This is a genomic window from Bartonella sp. CM86QHHN (assembly GCF_042194695.1).
Lineage (GTDB): Bacteria > Pseudomonadota > Alphaproteobacteria > Rhizobiales > Rhizobiaceae > Bartonella.
In genome coordinates this window covers 75,132-93,855 of record NZ_JBHIND010000074.1, presented here as the reverse complement: position 1 = coordinate 93,855, position 18,724 = coordinate 75,132, and the positions used below count along the sequence as shown (strand labels likewise).

The window sequence follows — 18,724 nt, the reverse complement described above, 5'->3', positions numbered from 1 at the left end:
TGAATGATTTGAATGTAGGAATATACCTATGAGTGCTGTATCTGCGCAAAATACTCGTCGAAAAAATACATTTCTTAGCGATACGCTTATGTTTCGTATTGCTTCTACTTTGCCTAAGTTTTTGTTAGCAAGTTTTGAAGAAATAGGGGATTTTGCCGCGAGTCGAGAAGCATGGAAACTTTCTTGCTTAGCGAATCATTATAAGCCTTTACTATGCTATAATGATGAATGGGGGCAACCAACAGAAAGATTAGAGATCCATTCTTCCTATCAAGCTCTTCAACAATATTCTAGACAAGCAGGTTTGGTTACCTCGCTTTGGGAAAATACGAGCTCAGAAAATGGAGTACGCTATCAAGCGCGTGCGATTCGTTTAGCTTTATCTGCTGGTTTAGAAACAGGACATTTGAATGAAGTTATCATAACGAGTGCAGCTATTGCTGTTTTAATTAGTGATATTGAGCTCTTCAAAAAATGGCAAAATGTACTTTTATCACGCCAATATGATTCCTCATCAAAGCCTATTCATCATAAAAAGGCTGCTTCTCTAACTTGTGCATTTGACGATATTGAAAAATACGCTTTCAATTTTCCAAGTGTTAAGAAAATTTCTTTCGATGAAAGTATGGAACGTGATCTATATCGTTTAAATGTTGTAAAAACCAACGTTATTAATCCTACCGCTGACGGATATCTTGTTAGTGCAGATTTAGATGGTCATTTAAGTTGTTTTTTTATTCCACGCATACAAGAAAATGGCGCATTAAATGGATCTATATCGATTCGTCATTTAATTCAGCGTTCTGGAGAACTTTTAACACCAGAGGGAGTTGTCGACTTCCAAGGCAGTTATGGCTGGCTTTTGGGAAATGCTGGAGAAGGGCTTAAAGTTATTAAAGATATCGAGACGATGATGCGTTTCGATCAATCTGTCATATCGGCAGGTGTTTTACGAGCGGCTCTTCAATTTGGTATAGATTTTTTCCGGAAAAAAATGCCCAATCAGCCGTTACCTCCACTGACAGAACGTATTTTTGCAGATATTGCATTAGATATAGCTGCCTCACAAGCATTGGTTTTGCGTTTAGCGAGAGCATTTGACAATGCAGCAAATGACCGTTCTGAAGCAGCTTTTGCCCGCATTATGACACCTATTATTGCTTATCATGTAAGTCAATTGGTTGTGCCTATTATTGGTGAAATTATTGCACAACTTGGTATTGAAAGTTTTATAGAGAATAATCCATTATCACAAATGTTGCATAATGGGCCTGCGCGAATTGTGAGAAATAGTTCTGCTAATCAATTGGTAAAGGATGCCATTCTTATTGCTGAAAAAGCACCGGGATTGTTTCAGAAATTGTTGGAAAAAATTGCTCTTGATATTGGACCAGCGGGACCCCGAGCAATTGAAATTATTAAGTCAGCAGGTGATATGGCATCAGCAAATGAAGGTGCAGGAAGATTTTTTGTTGAACAAGTAGCTTATGCAGCAGCAGCAGCAGCATTACGTTCTACAGACATAGAACATGTTGCGAATGCCTATATGGAAAGCCGCCTTGGGGGACAATGGAGATCTTCTTACGGGATGCTCATTGCACGATATAATGCAGGGCATTTGCTCAATGTCCTCTATCCTTCCATATGATGAAAGTTTTGAATTCTATTGAGAGCACCTTGCAATATAAAAGCGGCGGCTGCCGAATCAATACGGCTTGCTCTTTTAGCGCGCGATACATTCATTTCTAAAAGAGACCGTTCCGCAGCAATTGTTGATAAACGTTCGTCCCAAAAAACAAATGGAATTTTTGTATAAGCTTTCATATTGCTCACAAAAGCTCTGGTTGCTTGAACACGAGAGCCACTGCTTCCATTCATGTTAAGAGGTAAGCCAATGATAATAACGCCTACATTTTCACGGTCAAAAATTTTAATAAGTGTGTAAGCATCTTCTGTAAATTTTTTTCGCTGTAGTACAGGACGCGGATTTGAGACAGTCAGCCCCATATCAGAAATCGCAATTCCGATAGTTTTTGTCCCTAAATCTAAGCCTGCTATTGTTTGTCTAGGCAAAAGATGTTTTATAACTTCATCTATATTAATAACAGTCATAAAGGTATAATACGTTTTTTAATGTTTCAGATTTATAGTTATATTCTTTATTCATGTTATCTAATATTCTTGCACTTACAAGTGCAGCCTTGTATAGCCAGAATAAAGATCAAATAAATAAACAAAAAAGCAGAAAGGCGTAAAGAGTATGTCTGTTGATCAAGAGACAGTCAAGCGGATAGCACATTTAGCAAGGATTGCCCTCCACGATGATGAGATAGAACCTGTGACAAAAAAATTCAATGCTATTTTAGGTTTTGTAGAGCAATTGAATGAAGTTGATGTCAGTGGAGTTGAGCCATTAACATCTGTGATGCCGATGACTCTACGAATGCGTGAAGATAGTGTTACAGATGGCGATAAAGCAGCAGATATTGTAGCCAATGCCCCTGTTACAGAAGAAAATTTTTTTCTTGTCTCAAAAATTGTTGAGTAACTTTTTATATTTTTGAAATTTGAGAACCAATATGACTGATTTAACAACTCTCACAATTGCGCAAGCTCGTGATGCTCTAACAAAGAAAAATCTCAAAGCAACAGAATTAACGGAAGCTTATTTACAAGCAATAGAGTTGGCGAATCCAACTTTGAATGCTTATGTAACAATAACAGCAGAACAGGCAATGAAAATGGCTGCTGAATCAGACAGTCGCTTGGCGAAAGGGCAGGGAGGGCTTTTGGAAGGAATTCCCTTGGGGATTAAAGATCTTTTTGCAACCTATGGTGTTCATACTCAAGCCTGTTCAAATATCCTTGATGGTTTTAAACCGCACTATGAATCAACTGTCACGGCTAATTTATGGCAAGATGGTGCTGTGATGTTAGGAAAACTTAATATGGATGAGTTTGCTATGGGCTCATCCAACGAAACATCATATTATGGTCCCGTTATTAGTCCATGGAGAAAAAAAGGCTCAAATGAAAAACTCGTACCCGGTGGTTCTTCGGGGGGATCCGCAGCCGCTGTTGCTGCACAAATTTGTGCTGGTGCAACTGCAACCGATACAGGTGGCTCAATACGTCAACCAGCAGCTTTTACTGGAACTGTAGGAATAAAGCCAACTTATGGACGTTGTTCGCGATGGGGCGTTGTCGCGTTTGCTTCATCTCTTGATCAAGCTGGACCTGTTGCTAGAGATGTTCGTGATTGTGCTATCTTACTCAGATCAATGGCCTCTTTTGATGAAAAAGATTCTACTTCCGTCAATTTACCAGTTCCTGATTATGAAAGTTATCTTGGTCAATCAATCAAAGGAATGAAAATCGGTATTCCAAAAGAATATCATGTGGATGGAATGTCTCCAGAAATTATTGAGCTTTGGCAAAAAGGAATAAATTGGTTAAAAGAAGCAGGTGCTGAGATTAAAGATATTTCTTTGCCCCATACAAAATATGCTCTACCTTCTTATTACATTATAGCTCCTGCAGAAGCCTCTTCTAATTTAGCGCGTTATGATGGTGTGCGTTTTGGTTTGCGCATGCCTGGGAAAGACATCATTGAGATGTATGAAAATACGCGTTCTGTTGGTTTTGGTGATGAAGTCAAACGGCGCATTCTGGTTGGGACTTATGTTCTTTCATCAGGTTATTATGATGCCTGTTATTTAAGAGCTCAAAAAGTAAGAACACTCGTAAAACGTGATTTTGATCAATGTTTTGCTTCAGGCATTGATGCTATTTTGACACCAGCAACACCAACATCTGCTTTTGGTATTGCTGATGAAAAAATAAAAAATGATGCTGTAGCAATGTATCTTAATGATATTTTTACTGTACCAGTTAATATGGCTGGATTACCAGGAATTTCTGTTCCTGCTGGTCTGTCATCAAATGGTTTACCTCTAGGATTGCAATTGATTGGTAAACCTTTTTCTGAAGAAGTCATTTTTCAGATAGCGCACATTATTGAACAAGAAGCAGGAATATTCAGTGCAGAAAAATGGTGGATGTAATAGTCAAAATTCACAAAGGAGCATTTCTCATCCTTAATGAGAAATGCTTTTTTAAATGGTGGAGGGATGAGCTCTATTTCCTTAATTCGTAGTCTTACCCACCAAGATAGGCTTCTTTAACACGCGAATCAGAGAGCATAGTTTTTCCTTCACCGTGAAATAAAATATGTCCTACCTCTAAAATATAAGCATAGTCAGCTATGGAAAGTGCAGCAAATGCATTTTGTTCAATAAGAAGAACAGTTTTCCCCATATCATTAATTTTTCGAATAATCGAAAAAATTTCTCGAACGAGAAGTGGTGCTAACCCCAACGAGGGTTCATCTAATATGACCATATCAGGATTGCTCATGAGTGCACGGCCCACAGCAACCATCTGTTGTTCACCACCTGACATTGTTCCTCCCAACTGTTTTGCTCTTTCACGTAGGCGCGGAAAAAGGTCAAATATCCATTCAATATCACGGGAAATTCCCTGCTTATCGTGACGAATATAAGCGCCGAGATGAAGATTCTCTAAAACAGTGAGATGGGGCATGATACGTCGTCCTTCAGGGCTTAGAGCAATCCCTAATCGCAAAATCTCTTCTGGTGATTTTTTAATAATAGATTTGCCATTATAGGTAATTTCTCCATAAACAGAGCGATTAAGCCCTGTAATAGAACGTACAATACTGCTTTTTCCTGCACCATTGGCTCCAATTAAAGTGACAATACTGCCCCGCTTTATGGACATAGAAAGATTTTGGACAGCTTTAATGGCGCCATAATGAACGTAAAGATTTTTTATTTTAAGAATATCCATAAACATCTCCGCCAAGATAAGCTTCAATAACTTTAGGGTTATTACGAATTTCATCTGGTGTACCACTGGCAATGCAACAGCCATATTCCATAACCAAAATATGTTGGCAAAGCCCCATAACCACTTTCATATCGTGCTCAATAAGAAGAATTGTAAGATCAAAGTCTTTTTGCACTTTTGCTATGAATTTTCTAAGATCTTCACTTTCTTGTGGATTCATGCCAGCAACAGGTTCATCAAGAAGAAGCAATTTGGGCTTTGTGGCTAACGCACGTGCAATTTCTAGACGTCGTTGCACACCATAAGGTAAAGCTGTTGCCGATTGATTGGCAAGATGATCAAGTTGTAGCTGTTCAAGGAGCTCCAAGGAATTTTTATAAACTTCCTTCTTTTCTTTTATTGCTTTTGAAAAAAAGAGAGCTGAAGAAAACCAAGGATATTTTTGTCGAACATGCGCTCCTACCATAACATTCTGCAAAACCGTTAACCCTGAGAAAAGACGAATATTTTGAAATGTTCTGGCAATATGGCTTCTACAGATAATATAAGGAGACGCTCCAGAAATTTTTTTCTCATCAAAAAGAATGATGCCGCTTGTAGGAGCATAAAATCCAGAAATCATATTGAAAACTGTTGTTTTTCCAGCACCATTGGGACCAATTAATCCAGTAATACTTCCTCGTTTAATTGCCATATTAACATTATTTACAGCAACTAATCCGCCAAAACGCATTACAATATTATTGAGTGAAAGGATATTGTCGTTCATAGCTTTCCCTCAGTATTAGAAAGCTTTTTGCGTGTCAAAAAGCTATAAATTCCATTCCATGAAAATTCTCGTTGTCCCATTAACCCTTTTCTCCAAAACAAGATAATTACCAGCAATAAAAGAGAAAAAACAACCATACGAAGCCCTGGGGTTTCTGGAATATGTATAAAACCTAAGTCAAATGGACTTTCAATAATACGAAGCCATTCAAGCATGACTGTAATAATAATGCTGCCAATAATGCTCCCTGTAATTGAACCGAGACCACCAGCAACAACAATCATTAAAATATTAAAAGTCAGAAGAAAATTAAACATTTTTGGATCAATGGTTGAAATAAGAGCCGCCATTAATGCGCCACCTATACCTGCAAAAAATGCTCCAACAGTAAAGGAAAAACTACGGTAGAAAAAAGCATTAATTCCCATAGTTTTCGCAGCTATTTCATCATCACGAATAGCACGTAATACGTTACCAGTATTACTTTGCAGTAAGAGGACAATAAAGAGAACTGTAAATGCTAGCCAACCATAGTTCCACCATAATGTTGCATTTTGAGGTATTCCTTTGATTCCCAAAGAGCCATTTGTGAGCGATGTTGCGTTCGTAATGACAATGCGAATAATTTCCGCAAAACCTAATGTTGCAATTCCAAGATAATCGCCACCAAGACGCAATATTGGTAAAGCAATTAATAAACCTACAACAGCAGCACACAAACCACTTACGACAACAGCGATAAAAAAAGGTAACTGCAAATGATATAATGGTTCAGCAATAGGCTCAAGAATCCACATCATTTCTTTTTGTTCAGGGGAAAGAAGTAAAATTGCGCAAACATAAGCACCAATAGCCATAAATCCAGCATGTCCAAGAGAAAACATACCTGTGAAACCGTAAATCAAATTAAGCGAAATTGCCAATATCGCATTAATAGCAATCAGATTGATGATACGAAGCGTATAGTCATTAAAATGGCTATCAGCATAAAATAAAAAACCTATGAGAACTAAAACACTTATACACGATAAAACAGTTGTCGCTGACTTTGCCATTAGATTTTCTCCTGATTTCTTTTACCCATTAATCCTGTGGGCAATATCAATAGAATCAGAATCAATAAAATGAAAGCGAAGGCATCTCGATATCCAGATAGCGCGGGGAAAAATGCGATAATCATAATTTCAATAAACCCTAATAATAATCCTCCCAACATTGCCCCTGGTATCGAACCAATACCTCCGATAACAGCAGCAATAAATGCTTTGAGACCAGGAAGAACACCCATATAAGGCTGAATTTGAGGATAACGTAAAGACCACATAATGCCTGCTATGGCGGCAAGAGCTGAGCCTATTCCAAATGTAAACGCAATAACTTTATTGACAGACACCCCCATCAAACGTGTTGTTTCAATATCATGGGAGATTGCGCGCATAGCAAGACCCGGTTTTGTTTTATGGATAATCCATAACAGTAATAAAATAAGAATTAATGACACAACGGGAACGATCAGAGACATGGGAGCAATTCTAATGATAGCATCTGCTCCTGATCCTAGATGCCATAAAAATGGTGTTACAAGAAAATCTGGCTGTTGTACACCTTTCGGAACACCACTAAAGAGTACAGTAGCAAGATTTTCAATAAAAAAAGAAACACCAATTGCACCGATAAGTGCCGAAATACGCGGAGCATGGCGTAGAGGTTTATAAGCAAATTGATCAACAGCAACACCCACAGCACTTGTAATAAAAATGGAAAAACAAAGAGCTAAAACCCAAATCGGTGTAAAGTCTTGCGGGGAAATTTTAAAATAATAAACAAATCCTAGCGCAAGAATTAAAAAAGCAGCAATCCAATAAATTGGAGGACGCCTTTTAAAGCCTATAAAGACCGAATAATAAACAAGAGCAGCAAGGAACAAAAGAAGAAAAGCTGCCCAAGCAGGCATAAAGCCAATTGTGGAAAAGAAAACAAAATATGCTCCCAGCATAAAGATATCACCGTGAGCAAAATTAATGAGTCTCAGTATACCGTAGACCATGGTGTAGCCAATAGCAATAAGCCCATAAAGAGATCCCAATGCCAGTGCATTAAAAAAGTACTGGATGAACATTTCAGTGCTCATCTCTCATCCTTCCACATTTGTTAATTTACATAGGACAATAAGAAATTTCTAAATTTGGTTGAGAAAAAAATCCTCAACCAATTTTTGCATTTTAGTAAGTAAAACTTTTTAATTAAAAAGCAGGTTTAACTTCTTCTAAATAAACACGTTTTCCATCCTGTATTTTAATGATACCAATAGGAATTTTAGGATTATGATTTTCATCCATTGACATATCCCCAAAGGGGGTAGGAAAATCTTTTAATTGGCTAAGTGCGATAGTAATTTTTTCACGATCAGTGCTACCAGCATTTTCAATAGCCTTCATGAACATCATATAACTCGTGTATCCCAAAACAGAATTGATATTTGGCTCTTTGTCTGGGTAAGCTTTTTTCCATTCTTTTGTGAATTCTTGCGCAGCTACTGACATATTTGGCATATCCTCACTATAGGGAAGTGTCGTATGTAAGAAACCTTCTGCAGCTTTTCCTGCAATCGTAATGGTTTCTGGATTATCCATAGCATCTCCACCCATAATTTGAAACTTAGCCCCTAATTCTCGTGCTTGTTTCATGATGATAGCACCTTCAGAAAAGTAAGATGGAATGAATAAGATATCAGGTTTCTGGGCGATAATTTGCGTGAGAACAGCTGAAAAGTCCTGATCTCCAGAATTATAATTTAAATTTGAGATAACTTCACCACCTAATTTTTTGAAAGCACGCGTAAAATAACTTGCAAGACCAATAGCATAATCGCTTGAAATATCTTTAAGGATAGCAGCCTTTTTTGCGTGTAAAGTTTGGCTTACATAAGTTGCGATTCCTACTCCTTGATAGGAATCAATAAAGCAAGCACGAAAGTAATATTTTTTACCCTGTGTAACAAGGGGACTTGTTGAGGACGTTGCAATGGTTGGAGTCTTTGCCTTTTCAGATATTTCACCACCTGCTAACGAGAGCGAAGAACCATAGCTACCAATGATTCCACTCACTTTTTCACTTGCTGTTAAACGCATAACAGCATTAGCCGCTTCTACTTTATCAGACTTATTATCAATAATAACAAGTTCTACTTTACGTCCTAAAATTTCTGGAACTTTTTTATGGGCTAATTCTATACCTCTAATTTCAAGCTGACCTCCAAATGCATTTTGACCACTTAATGGAAGATAAACACCAATCTTAATAGGTTCACTCGCATAAACATTTGCTGTAAATGCCATAAATGCTGCGATTATCGTAAGGATTTTCTTCAATTGCATTGCGCATTTTCCTTAATTGAATTGTCGTTTTTTCACCTTATATTGAACTTCTTCATCATGCAAGTTACACATTAATCAAAATATCATTATGTAAAAAAACTTTTATATGATCTCTTTTGTAGGGCACTTCTTGTAAGGTATGTAAAGTGTACAATCAAATAGTTTTATAAATATTCACGTTGATATTCTCTGACATTAACATAGAAGATACGACAATGTGGGGAAATCTTATCTTGGGGCTTGCGTGTTGATACAAGAGCAATGTTTACTTAAACCTAGAGAATCAATATCGTACAATTTATAAGCTACAGGATCACGTTATTATGACGAGTAAGGATGCATTAAAGGATTGTTCCCCATCTGAGGATAGTATAGGTGCTTGTGGGGAGATTATCGAAATCAGTGGTGTCATTAAGTGGTTTGATGGTAGTAAGGGGTATGGATTTATTGTACCTGATTTACCTCATTTCCCCGATATATTATTGCATGTTACAGTAATGCGAAGGGATGGTTTTCAAACAGCTTTGGAGGGAGCTAAAGTCATTTGTGCTGTGGAAAAAACTGAACGAGGATTAAAGTGCGTTCAGGTGAAATCCATAGATTGTTCTTCAGCAATCCATCCATCAGAAGTTCCAGCCCGTACCCATGTTGTTGTTACTCCAGAAAGTGGACTAGAACGAGCAATTGTTAAATGGTTTAATCGTGACAAAGGATACGGTTTTCTTAGCCGTGGGCAAGGAACGGAAGATATTTTTATTCATATGGAAACATTGCGCCGTTTTGGTTTAGCAGAGCTTCGTTCGGGTCAAGTTGTTCTTGTACGTTTTGGTAAAGGAGAAAAAGGTTTAATGACAGCAGAGATTTATCCGGATATAGGCATTCCTTTAGCTACGCATTAAATTTCACGAGTGAAATCAGTGTGTTTTCTATATTTTTAAAGGTGATTGTTTCATAAATTGCTATAGAAGTAGATTTTTAAAGAAAATATAGCTCTCGTGAATCCATAAACCAAATGAAGAAAATTGTGCATATTACGTTGAAAGAAACTAGAAAATAACAAGGAAGCAATTCTCTTGTTTTTTGACTTTTAAACTCTGGTACTTTTTATTTTATAAACAAAATTTAAAATTTTTCTCTGGTGGAGACAAGAATGTTAAAGCCTTTTAAAAAGGAGTATATTGTTTTATTGGTGATGCTTTTTATGTTAGATATGCGTGTTGTTGTAGCAAAGGAGCCCATAGAGATTCCTGTGCATCCGATTCCTTTAGAAATACATACAAAGCAAGGTCCGGTTTTTTATAAGGTAGAGATTGCTTTTACGCCATCTCAAGCAGCAGCTGGTTTAATGTATCGAACTGATTTTCCACGCGATCGTGCAATGCTCTTTAAGCAGCTAAAAAGTTATCCATCGGGAGATGAGCAGAAAATTTTTATGTGGATGGCAAATACGCCTTTACCTTTAGATATGATTTTCTTAAACTCTGAGGGAATTATTGTATCGATTATTGAAAATACTTCTCCATTTTCAACAAATACCATTTCATCAGAAGTTCCTGCAGCTTTTGCACTTGAAATTAATGCTGGTGAAGTTTCTGAAAAACAGATACAAAAAGGACAACGTGTTATTCATCCTGTACTTTGTGGAAAGTGCAATAAAAAATGACCGCTGAAGATATTCGTTTTTTTGAATATAATGGTTTGCGATTTGCTTATCGAGAAGAAGGACAAGGCGCTCCTGTTTTGTTGATCCATGGTTTTGGATCTTCTGCACGGGTGAATTGGTATGCAACAGGTTGGTTTCGTATTCTCACGGAAGCAGGATATCGTGTTATTGCTCTTGATAATCGCGGTCACGGAGATTCAGTTAAAAGTTATGATCCTATCTTTTATACACCTCAAGCTATGGCTGGCGACGCAGTAAAGTTACTGCAGCATTTAGAGTTATCTAAAGCCCATGTTATGGGATATTCTATGGGGGCTCGTATTAGTGCTTTCATGGCTCTTTTGCATCCAACATATGTACACAGTGTTATTTTTGGTGGTTTAGGTATTGGTATGGTGACGGGAGCAGGAAATTGGGAGCCCGTTGCTGAGGCCCTTTTAGCAGAAGATATTTCCACTATTACCAATACGCGCGGTTTAATGTTCCGTAAATTTGCAGATCAAACGAAAAGCGATAGGCGTGCTCTTGCTGCTTGTATCATTACATCAAAACAGGAGTTAACGGCGTCTGAAGTTTACAAAATCAAACAACCAGCACTTGTTGCCGTTGGTTCATTAGATGAAATTGGCGGTGATGCAGAGCCATTGGCAGCCTTGTTGCCTTGTGGTGAAGCTTTATCAATTCCTGATCGAGATCATATGCTTGCTGTAGGCGATAAAGTTTATAAAAAAGGCGTTATCGATTTTCTTTCTCGTTATCCTATAAAATAAGAACTCTTCATAGCTTTTAGAATTTACAGAAATACCCAATATTTTTATTTCGTATAAATTGAAAAAAGCTTATTAAAAAATCTTTCTGTTATGACGTAAGTTTTTATAAAAAATGAAAAGAAAAATAAACTCTTATTAGCTTATTTTGTATATTTTCCAGAGAGGTAATTCTTCTAAGATTAGATAATTATACTTTAAAGGTTATTAAAAAGAATTATTTTCGAATGATGTAATAAATATTTTTTGCTAAAAAATGTAGTTTTAAATAAAAAAATATTTTTATTTGTATTTTTTATAAAATAAACAAAATTATAAATTATTGATCAATTTATTCTTACGAATATGCATTTTAAATACAGATGCTAAAATTGGAGATAAAGTAAAATTATTAAAAATATACAGTTTTTTTTTGCCATTTTTTAATCTATACGGGTATATTTAATAATGATAGACTCCTTTTGTAAACGTTCTTTATGAATGTATAAAGAACGTTGTGAATATATGTAATATTAAGTAAATATTCAGATTATGCTTTTTTACTGACTTTACAGAATCATAAGAGTGTCTTATTTGCACGACACGCAATTATTTTAATCGTTTCAAAAAAACAGGAGAGCATAGTGAATGCTGATGAAATAAAAAAACTTGATAATTATTTTAGAAATATATTCCAAAACTCAGCATTGCAAGTCAGAGCACGTCCTAAAAAGAGTGATTCTTGTGAGGTTTATATGGGAGATGAGTTTTTAGGCATTATCTATCGAGATGAAGATGAAGATGAGCTCTCCTATAATTTCTCAATGGCTATATTAGATATTGATTTAGAAAATTGATTCGTTATTCATAGTTGAATGAAGTCTTTTTTATCCCATAAGATTTATATAAGTTTTAACGCTTTAAAACTCGTATGGTTATTTCGTGCAATAATAAGATGGTCATGGATAATAATGCCTAATGCATTTGCTGCATCTTTTAATCTATATGTCATTGTTATATCTGCATTAGAGGGGGTGGAATCGCCAGAAGGGTGATTGTGGACTAAGATAAGTCCTGATGCGGATAACTCTAAAGCTCGAGAAATAACTTCACGAGGATAAACAGGGGTATGATCAATGGTTCCAGTTTGTTGCACCTCATCAGCAAGTAAGCCGTTTTTCTTATCAAGAAACAAAATACGAAACTGTTCACGTGTTTCGTGAGCCATAACAGCTTTACAATACGCTAACACTTTATCCCATGATGAAAAAATATCGCGCTTAAACAATTGCGCACGAGCAAGACGTCCAGCAACATCTGAAATAATTTTTAAATCAACTGCAGTGGCGGGACCACATCCTGGAATTTCTTGAAGTCGGTGAATATCCGCTCCCAACACATCAGCTAATGAACCAAAACGCGCTATCAAATTTTTAGCTATGGGTTTTGTGTTTGCACGGGGTATTGTGCGAAAAAGCAATAATTCAAGATATTCATAATCTTCAATTGCATTTCCTTTTGACTTTAAATAGCGCTTCCGAAGACGTTCACGATGGCCTTGATAATGTTTATGAAGCTGTGCGTTTTTCTGAGGCTCTTCACTTTTTCTTTCTGATACTGGGGTGAGTGGAGAACTCGATGTTAATGCAAAGTGATTACTTTGAGTATCTTCCTTTTGTTTTAATTTTTTAGCCATAACATCTCTACATTGCGTTAGGTATGGGAATTTGGAATATAAAAAATATTTTTAGGAGATTGTGTAAATATTTCATACCCTTCATTTGTAACACCAATTGTATGTTCATATTGTGCTGTCAGAGAGCGGTCACGGGTAACAGCAGTCCAACCGTCAGATAAAATCTTAACTTGTGGTTTACCAAGGTTAATCATAGGCTCAATTGTAAACATCATACCTTGTTTTAATTCAACTCCTTCTCCAGGATTTCCATAATGGAGAATATTGGGAGCATCATGAAAAAGCTGGCCGATACCATGTCCGCAAAAATCTCTCACAATTGAACAGCGTTCAGATTCTGCATACTGTTGAATGGCTGCCCCAATATCACCTGTCGTTGCTCCAGGCTTAACGACAGCGATTCCTTGCATAAGACTTTCATAGGTTATTTTTAGCAAGCGTTCTGCGGCACGCCTAATTTTTCCAACAGGATACATTCGGCTTGAATCCCCATGCCAACCATCAAGGATAAAGGTTACATCAACATTTACAATATCACCTTCTTGCAAAGGTCTTTTATTGGGAATGCCATGGCAGACAACGTGATTGATAGATGTACAGCATGAATGGCTGTATCCATGATAATTTAGATCAGCAGGAAGTGCTCCTCGCTTAGCTCCAAAAATAAATACAAAATCATCTATTTCTTGCGTAGTAACGCCCGGCTTAATAATATCTGTAAGCGCATCAAGGCATTCTGCAGCAATACGACCAACTTCACGCATTTTAGCAAAAGCATAATCATCGAAAATGCGGATTTTTCCATTAAATTTTAAAGGGATTTTATTATATTCGATATACTCAGTCATTGTTTCTTCTATTTTCTATTTTTACTCTCTGAATCGGAAAAATGCCTTCTACACTTACATGACACTTTACAGCATAACATTCTACTCCTGATTTTAATGCTAAATCAAACTTACGTCCATAGAGTGGATCAAGATCATGACAAATTGTAAAAGCTGAGCAATCTTCTCGTTGAATAATATAAAGCATAGCAGCTCGTTTTCCTTGTTGTACAACTCCTATGAGCTCATCAAGGTGACGTGCACCACGTTTTGTTTCGCTATCAGGAAATTCTGCTAATCCTTTCTGACGAATAAAATGAACATTTTTGACTTCTAGGTAACAATCAGGAAGAATGTCATCACGTAAAAGAAAGTCAATTCGTGATTGTGTCCCATAGCGTTGTTCTTTTAAAATTGTTTTATATCCATTTAATTCTGGTAGTAATCCGTTTTGAATTGCTTCTAACGCAAGTTTATTGGGTAAAGAAGTATTAATACCAACCAAAGTATTATCGGCTTCAATAATTTCTAATTGATAGGCATATTTTCGTTTGATGTTGTTATGATAAGAAAGCCAAATATTGGTGTTGAAAGCTGTTAATCCAAGCATTGATCCTGTATTAGGTACAGACACGGTGAGGACATGCTGATCATCTTGTTGAACATCCGCAAGGAAACGTTTATAACGACGGATAAGCTTTGCAGGAAAAAGTTTGGGAATAAAGTGCATATCCCTTTTTTAGGATTTATGATTTCATAATTCAACTGAGATTATGATTTATAGGGGCTGTTCCCTATTAAAAAAGATAAAATTGATGTAAAAAACGCTACGATATCTTATATAAATTGTTATAAATTCCATCGTTCACTTTAATGGCTTTTAAAATTTATTATTAGGTTTAGAAACTATTATCTTTGAATGAAAAGATAGATTATCTATAAGTTATTATTAAACAGCATTAGAGTATTGTGAAAAAGGTTTCGTAAAAATAGTGGAGAGGGAGATAGTTTAAGTGAAACTAGGTAAAATTGATGGCAGGAACGAATAGGAATCGTGAAAATTTAACAAATGGTCCCATTATTATTTTAGTTGAACCGCAGCTTCCTGAAAACATTGGTATGGTCGCAAGGGCAATGGCAAATTTTGGGCTTTCTAAGCTTCGATTAGTCAATCCTCGAGAGATGTTTCCAAATGAAAAAGCTAGAGCTGCTGCGAGTAAAGCTGATCATGTCATTAACAATGCTGTGATTTTTAACACATTGCGTGATTCAATTGCAGATTTACACTATGTTTTTGCCACAACAGCACGTGAAAGATGTGGATTTAAAACTGTAAAAAGTGCTGTCGAAGCAGCAAGCGTATTACGTCAGCGTGAAAGTATCGGACATAAGACTGGGATTGTCTTTGGAAGAGAGAGATGGGGACTAGAAAATGATGAAATCAGCCTTGTTGATGAAATTATTACTTTTCCAGCTAATCCTGCTTTTGCGTCACTTAATATTGCGCAAGCGGTTCTTTTAATGTCTTACGAATGGATGAAAGCTGGTTTAGAGAATGTCAGCGATACGGCATTTCGTGCAGCAGAGATGGAACCTGCAAATAAAACAATATTCCATGGTTTTTTATCTCAGTTAGAAGAGGCTTTGAATATCCGTGGGTATTTTAGACCACCAGAACGTAAAGAAGTAATGCTTGCAAATTTGCGCTCTGTTTTTACGCGCGCTAACTTTAGTGAACCTGAGGTTCGTTTATTGCGAGGCATTATATCTTCTTTGGATCATTTTTCGCCACAATATCCACGGGGGAGTAGAGCACCGGAAGAGCGTGATCGTAAAAAAATTAAAAATAAGTGTGAAAACTAATGGATGAACGACCTGTTCTTTTTTTTGATAGCGGTATTGGTGGTTTAACAGTGTTCAGGGAAGCGCGTATTCTTATCCCCGACATGCAATTTATCTATGTTGCTGATGATGCAGGATTTCCTTATGGAAATTGGAAAGAAAATATTTTGAAAGAGCGTATTTTGAAGATTTTTACAAATCTTTTAACACGCTACAATCCAGCTTTATGTGTGATTGCTTGCAACACTGTTTCTACACTGATGATAGCAGATTTACGACAGAATTTTCCTCATGTCCCTTTTGTAGGAACGGTTCCTGCAATTAAATCAGCTGCTGAACAAACAAAATCTGGTTTTATTTCCGTATTAGCGACTCCTGGAACAGTTAAACGTGCTTATACAAATGAATTAATTAACTCTTTTGCTGGACAGTGTCATGTTCAGCTTGTGGGAAGTAAAAAGCTGGCTGGACTTGCTGAAGATTATTTACGGGGAAAATCTATCGATTCAGAAGAGTTAAGAAAAGAAATCTTGCCATGTTTTGTGGAAAAAAATGGACAATATACGGATGTTATTGTTTTAGCCTGCACACATTATCCTTTTTTGATTAATTTCTTTCGTGAACATGCTTTATGGTCCGTTGAGTGGATTGATCCGGCGAAAGCGATCGCCAAACATACCAGATCTTTATTACCATTGTCGGGAAAGATACACCATCAATATATAAAGAAATATCAAGATTTTGCGTTGTTGACATCAAAAAATATCACTTCTTTAACGGAGAATTTGTTTAAAGGATTTGGCTTAAAACTCATGAAAGGAGTTGACTTTGGGTTACGAGACCAATAATGATGATCTAGCTATTTTTTCAAGAAAATAGCATTAATTGACGTGTCCCGTGGATAACTTTGCATATTGATATGTTAAGGTATTCTGTCAGTCTTTAGTATTTAAAGGCAGAGGAGGGCGCGTTTCCTTGGGGTCTTAAGATCTCGTGTTTTATTTTATAAGGAAATGCGATGAGTAAACGCGAAACAACAAAGTATAAAATTGACCGTCGTATGGGAGAAAATATTTGGGGGCGTCCAAAATCTCCTGTCAATCGTCGTGATTATGGTCCAGGTCAGCATGGACAGCGTCGTAAAGGAAAACTTTCTGACTATGGGGTGCAGTTGCGCGCTAAACAGAAATTGAAAGGGTTTTATGGAGATATTTCAGAAAAACAATTTCATAAAACCTATGAAGAAGCTGCTCGTCGACGGGGAGATACTGGTGAAAATCTTATCGGTCTGTTAGAATCACGTTTGGATGCTGTTGTTTATCGTGCAAAATTCGTACCTACGATTTTTGCTTCTCGCCAATTTATCAATCACGGTCATGTTAATGTCAATGGGCGGCGCACAAACATTCAATCTTATCGTTGTAAACCCGGTGATGTTATTGAGGTTCGGGAAAAATCGAAACAACTTGTTTTAGTGTTAGAATCAGTGCAATTGGCAGAACGTGATGTCCCTGATTATATTGAAGCAGATCATAAACAGATGAAAGCAACCTTTACACGTATTCCTGCTTTTGCAGATGTTCCTTATGCTGTGCAAATGGAACCTAATCTGGTTGTTGAATTTTATTCTCGATAATTTTTCTGTAAGAGAAATTGTTTCTCTCTTCTATTATGATAACTTCAAAATATTATGTTATTCTTACAATATTTGAAGTTAATAAGTTCTTTTTGTAAATGGTTCTATATTAAGTTTATTGCTATGTTTTATAGTCATAAATTTGTATAGTTCCATTTCTTTTTTGTGTATCTAATTTATAAATTCAAAAAACATAAATGTAAGCTTGCTTTAATATTTGTTTTTATCTTTGCAAAACGAGCCGTTTATTGTGCAGGATATGGTATTATGAATGATGTTTCAGTTGAATATCAGGCAATAGAAGAAAACAAAGGGAGAGATGATCCTTTAATAAGCGAAGCAGATAATTGTCATCCAATGTTTCGTGTTGCTCCTTCAAGCGTAGAATTTAATAAATTGCGCAAACGACTTTTACGTCATATGCGACAAGCTTTGGATGATTTTTCTATGCTCTCTACAGGGAAAAAATGGCTTGTTGCTTTATCGGGTGGAAAAGACTCTTATGGTTTATTAGCGCTTCTTTTAGACTTAAAGTGGCGAGGTCTTTTATCCGTTGAAATTCTAGCCTGTAATCTTGATCAAGGGCACCCAGGATTTCCTAAGCATATTCTTCCAGACTTTTTAAGTTCTTATAAAATTCCATATCGTATTGAATATCAGGATACTTATTCCATTGTTACAGATAAATTGGCAGAGTCGCAGACATATTGTTCACTTTGTTCTCGATTACGACGTGGTAATCTCTATCGTATTGCACGTGAAGAGGGATGTTCTGCATTAGTTTTAGGTCATCATCGTGATGATGTTTTAGAAACATTTTTTATGAATTTGTTTCACGGTGGCCGATTAGCTGCCATGCCTGGAAAACTTAAAAATGATGAAGGAGATCTTTTTGTATTACGTCCTCTTGTTTATGCTGCTGAGGAAGATATGGAAAAATTTTCTCAAGAAATGCAATTTCCAATTATTCCTTGTAATCTTTGCGGTAGTCAAGATGGATTACAACGTAATGCAATGAAAGAAATGCTGAAAAATATAGAAAGACAAATGCCAGGACGTAAAGATACGATGATTCGCGCTTTAACAAATGTACGCCCAAGTCATTTGCTTGATAAGAAATTCTTTGATTTTAAAACGTGTTAATAAAAATTAGATATTTTAAAAATAAGTTTAAAGAGTTTAAGATAAGATACTTATTTATAATGATAATTTATTTTTTTCATTTAAATATCGTCAGATTGTTTTGTTTCAAATTCTCTTATATTGCTTCCATAAAAAATATCCGTTTGCATATCACAA

General features: G+C 36.3%; 19 protein-coding genes and 1 pseudogene. 11 read left to right on the top strand and 9 right to left on the bottom strand.

The window, feature by feature from the left end:
* Positions 1-28: 28 nt before the first annotated feature.
* Positions 29-1,648, top strand: coding sequence for an acyl-CoA dehydrogenase family protein (locus tag ACFIKX_RS08385; protein ID WP_375628137.1), 1,620 nt, complete (start codon positions 29-31; stop codon positions 1,646-1,648).
* Here the strand turns inward: ACFIKX_RS08385 and ruvX are convergent.
* The gene (ruvX, locus tag ACFIKX_RS08380) at positions 1,633-2,112 is read right to left on the bottom strand and encodes a Holliday junction resolvase RuvX (RefSeq protein ID WP_375611932.1); all 480 of its coding nucleotides are present in this window, start codon (positions 2,110-2,112) and stop codon (positions 1,633-1,635) included. The genes ACFIKX_RS08385 and ruvX overlap by 16 nt on opposite strands.
* A 148-nt stretch (positions 2,113-2,260) precedes the next feature.
* Here ruvX and gatC point away from each other — a divergent pair, with 148 nt between their 5' ends.
* Complete coding sequence (gene gatC, locus ACFIKX_RS08375; protein ID WP_375606898.1) at positions 2,261-2,548, top strand: Asp-tRNA(Asn)/Glu-tRNA(Gln) amidotransferase subunit GatC; 288 nt, start codon at positions 2,261-2,263, stop codon at positions 2,546-2,548.
* A gap of 31 nt (positions 2,549-2,579) precedes the next feature.
* Positions 2,580-4,064, top strand: a complete 1,485-nt coding sequence (gene gatA / locus ACFIKX_RS08370) for an Asp-tRNA(Asn)/Glu-tRNA(Gln) amidotransferase subunit GatA (RefSeq protein ID WP_375611931.1) — start codon at positions 2,580-2,582, stop codon at positions 4,062-4,064.
* Positions 4,065-4,158: 94 nt separating this feature from the next.
* On the opposite strand, the gene ACFIKX_RS08365 is transcribed toward gatA, so the two are convergent.
* The 5 genes from ACFIKX_RS08365 to ACFIKX_RS08345 all read right to left on the bottom strand — a co-directional run bounded on the left by ACFIKX_RS08365 (position 4,159) and on the right by ACFIKX_RS08345 (position 9,015).
* Positions 4,159-4,869: an ABC transporter ATP-binding protein gene (locus ACFIKX_RS08365; protein ID WP_273791026.1), complete on the bottom strand. Its 711-nt coding sequence runs from the start codon at positions 4,867-4,869 to the stop codon at positions 4,159-4,161.
* Positions 4,856-5,638 carry an ABC transporter ATP-binding protein gene (locus ACFIKX_RS08360; protein WP_375611930.1) on the bottom strand — a complete coding sequence of 261 codons (783 nt, stop codon included), beginning with the start codon at positions 5,636-5,638 and terminating at the stop codon, positions 4,856-4,858. The genes ACFIKX_RS08365 and ACFIKX_RS08360 overlap by 14 nt, the downstream gene beginning before the upstream one ends.
* Positions 5,635-6,693 (bottom strand): branched-chain amino acid ABC transporter permease, encoded by a 1,059-nt coding sequence (locus ACFIKX_RS08355; protein ID WP_375613416.1) that lies wholly within the window; start codon positions 6,691-6,693, stop codon positions 5,635-5,637. The genes ACFIKX_RS08360 and ACFIKX_RS08355 overlap by 4 nt, the downstream gene beginning before the upstream one ends.
* Entirely contained in the window at positions 6,693-7,769 is a 1,077-nt protein-coding gene (locus ACFIKX_RS08350; RefSeq protein ID WP_375628134.1) for a branched-chain amino acid ABC transporter permease, read from the bottom strand. The genes ACFIKX_RS08355 and ACFIKX_RS08350 overlap by 1 nt, the downstream gene beginning before the upstream one ends.
* A gap of 112 nt (positions 7,770-7,881) precedes the next feature.
* Entirely contained in the window at positions 7,882-9,015 is a 1,134-nt protein-coding gene (locus ACFIKX_RS08345) for an ABC transporter substrate-binding protein (RefSeq protein WP_273791030.1), read from the bottom strand.
* Positions 9,016-9,338: 323 nt separating this feature from the next.
* On the opposite strand from ACFIKX_RS08345, the gene ACFIKX_RS08340 reads away from it, so the two are divergent.
* The 4 genes from ACFIKX_RS08340 to ACFIKX_RS08325 all read left to right on the top strand — a co-directional run bounded on the left by ACFIKX_RS08340 (position 9,339) and on the right by ACFIKX_RS08325 (position 12,281).
* On the top strand, positions 9,339-9,914 hold the full coding sequence (locus ACFIKX_RS08340; RefSeq protein WP_273791031.1) for a cold-shock protein: 576 nt from the start codon (positions 9,339-9,341) through the stop codon (positions 9,912-9,914).
* A 251-nt stretch (positions 9,915-10,165) separates the two neighbouring features.
* Positions 10,166-10,678 carry a DUF192 domain-containing protein gene (locus ACFIKX_RS08335; RefSeq protein WP_375628133.1) on the top strand — a complete coding sequence of 171 codons (513 nt, stop codon included), beginning with the start codon at positions 10,166-10,168 and terminating at the stop codon, positions 10,676-10,678.
* Entirely contained in the window at positions 10,675-11,448 is a 774-nt protein-coding gene (locus ACFIKX_RS08330; protein ID WP_375613418.1) for an alpha/beta fold hydrolase, read from the top strand. Before ACFIKX_RS08335 ends, ACFIKX_RS08330 begins: the two co-directional genes overlap by 4 nt.
* A gap of 620 nt (positions 11,449-12,068) precedes the next feature.
* The gene (locus ACFIKX_RS08325) at positions 12,069-12,281 is read left to right on the top strand and encodes a DUF3126 family protein (RefSeq protein WP_375611925.1); all 213 of its coding nucleotides are present in this window, start codon (positions 12,069-12,071) and stop codon (positions 12,279-12,281) included.
* 44 nt (positions 12,282-12,325) lie between these two features.
* Here ACFIKX_RS08325 and radC read toward each other — a convergent pair whose 3' ends face one another.
* The 3 genes from radC to sfsA are packed head-to-tail and all read right to left on the bottom strand — an operon-like array spanning position 12,326 to position 14,677.
* Positions 12,326-13,120 (bottom strand): DNA repair protein RadC, encoded by a 795-nt coding sequence (gene radC, locus ACFIKX_RS08320; RefSeq protein ID WP_375611924.1) that lies wholly within the window; start codon positions 13,118-13,120, stop codon positions 12,326-12,328.
* Positions 13,121-13,137: 17 nt separating this feature from the next.
* Positions 13,138-13,968: a type I methionyl aminopeptidase gene (gene map, locus ACFIKX_RS08315; RefSeq protein WP_375611923.1), complete on the bottom strand. Its 831-nt coding sequence runs from the start codon at positions 13,966-13,968 to the stop codon at positions 13,138-13,140.
* Complete coding sequence (gene sfsA, locus ACFIKX_RS08310) at positions 13,961-14,677, bottom strand: DNA/RNA nuclease SfsA (protein ID WP_375611922.1); 717 nt, start codon at positions 14,675-14,677, stop codon at positions 13,961-13,963. Before sfsA ends, map begins: the two co-directional genes overlap by 8 nt.
* 302 nt (positions 14,678-14,979) lie before the next feature.
* On the opposite strand from sfsA, the pseudogene ACFIKX_RS08305 reads away from it, so the two are divergent.
* The 4 genes and pseudogenes from ACFIKX_RS08305 (at position 14,980) to ttcA (ending at position 18,568) form a co-directional block, all read left to right on the top strand.
* Positions 14,980-15,817, top strand: a pseudogene (locus ACFIKX_RS08305) (RNA methyltransferase).
* Positions 15,810-16,637, top strand: a complete 828-nt coding sequence (gene murI / locus ACFIKX_RS08300) for a glutamate racemase (RefSeq protein ID WP_375628129.1) — start codon at positions 15,810-15,812, stop codon at positions 16,635-16,637. The pseudogene ACFIKX_RS08305 and the gene murI overlap by 8 nt, the downstream one beginning before the upstream one ends.
* 170 nt (positions 16,638-16,807) lie before the next feature.
* Positions 16,808-17,425 (top strand): 30S ribosomal protein S4, encoded by a 618-nt coding sequence (gene rpsD / locus ACFIKX_RS08295; RefSeq protein WP_273722651.1) that lies wholly within the window; start codon positions 16,808-16,810, stop codon positions 17,423-17,425.
* Positions 17,426-17,692: 267 nt separating this feature from the next.
* The gene (gene ttcA / locus ACFIKX_RS08290; RefSeq protein WP_375628128.1) at positions 17,693-18,568 is read left to right on the top strand and encodes a tRNA 2-thiocytidine(32) synthetase TtcA; all 876 of its coding nucleotides are present in this window, start codon (positions 17,693-17,695) and stop codon (positions 18,566-18,568) included.
* The last annotated feature ends 156 nt before the right edge of the window (positions 18,569-18,724 follow it).

Excerpts from the sequence above, each read along its gene's own strand:
- ACFIKX_RS08385 (WP_375628137.1), top strand. The coding sequence starts at position 29 with ATGAGTGCTGTATCTGCGCAAAATACTCGTCGAAAAAATACATTTCTT.
- ruvX (WP_375611932.1), bottom strand. The coding sequence starts at position 2,112 with ATGACTGTTATTAATATAGATGAAGTTATAAAACATCTTTTGCCTAGA.
- gatC (WP_375606898.1), top strand. The coding sequence starts at position 2,261 with ATGTCTGTTGATCAAGAGACAGTCAAGCGGATAGCACATTTAGCAAGG.
- gatA (WP_375611931.1), top strand. The coding sequence starts at position 2,580 with ATGACTGATTTAACAACTCTCACAATTGCGCAAGCTCGTGATGCTCTA.
- ACFIKX_RS08365 (WP_273791026.1), bottom strand. The coding sequence starts at position 4,869 with ATGGATATTCTTAAAATAAAAAATCTTTACGTTCATTATGGCGCCATT.
- ACFIKX_RS08360 (WP_375611930.1), bottom strand. The coding sequence starts at position 5,638 with ATGAACGACAATATCCTTTCACTCAATAATATTGTAATGCGTTTTGGC.
- ACFIKX_RS08355 (WP_375613416.1), bottom strand. The coding sequence starts at position 6,693 with ATGGCAAAGTCAGCGACAACTGTTTTATCGTGTATAAGTGTTTTAGTT.
- ACFIKX_RS08350 (WP_375628134.1), bottom strand. The coding sequence starts at position 7,769 with ATGAGCACTGAAATGTTCATCCAGTACTTTTTTAATGCACTGGCATTG.
- ACFIKX_RS08345 (WP_273791030.1), bottom strand. The coding sequence starts at position 9,015 with ATGCAATTGAAGAAAATCCTTACGATAATCGCAGCATTTATGGCATTT.
- ACFIKX_RS08340 (WP_273791031.1), top strand. The coding sequence starts at position 9,339 with ATGACGAGTAAGGATGCATTAAAGGATTGTTCCCCATCTGAGGATAGT.
- ACFIKX_RS08335 (WP_375628133.1), top strand. The coding sequence starts at position 10,166 with ATGTTAAAGCCTTTTAAAAAGGAGTATATTGTTTTATTGGTGATGCTT.
- ACFIKX_RS08330 (WP_375613418.1), top strand. The coding sequence starts at position 10,675 with ATGACCGCTGAAGATATTCGTTTTTTTGAATATAATGGTTTGCGATTT.
- radC (WP_375611924.1), bottom strand. The coding sequence starts at position 13,120 with ATGGCTAAAAAATTAAAACAAAAGGAAGATACTCAAAGTAATCACTTT.
- map (WP_375611923.1), bottom strand. The coding sequence starts at position 13,968 with ATGACTGAGTATATCGAATATAATAAAATCCCTTTAAAATTTAATGGA.
- sfsA (WP_375611922.1), bottom strand. The coding sequence starts at position 14,677 with ATGCACTTTATTCCCAAACTTTTTCCTGCAAAGCTTATCCGTCGTTAT.
- murI (WP_375628129.1), top strand. The coding sequence starts at position 15,810 with ATGGATGAACGACCTGTTCTTTTTTTTGATAGCGGTATTGGTGGTTTA.
- rpsD (WP_273722651.1), top strand. The coding sequence starts at position 16,808 with ATGAGTAAACGCGAAACAACAAAGTATAAAATTGACCGTCGTATGGGA.
- ttcA (WP_375628128.1), top strand. The coding sequence starts at position 17,693 with ATGAATGATGTTTCAGTTGAATATCAGGCAATAGAAGAAAACAAAGGG.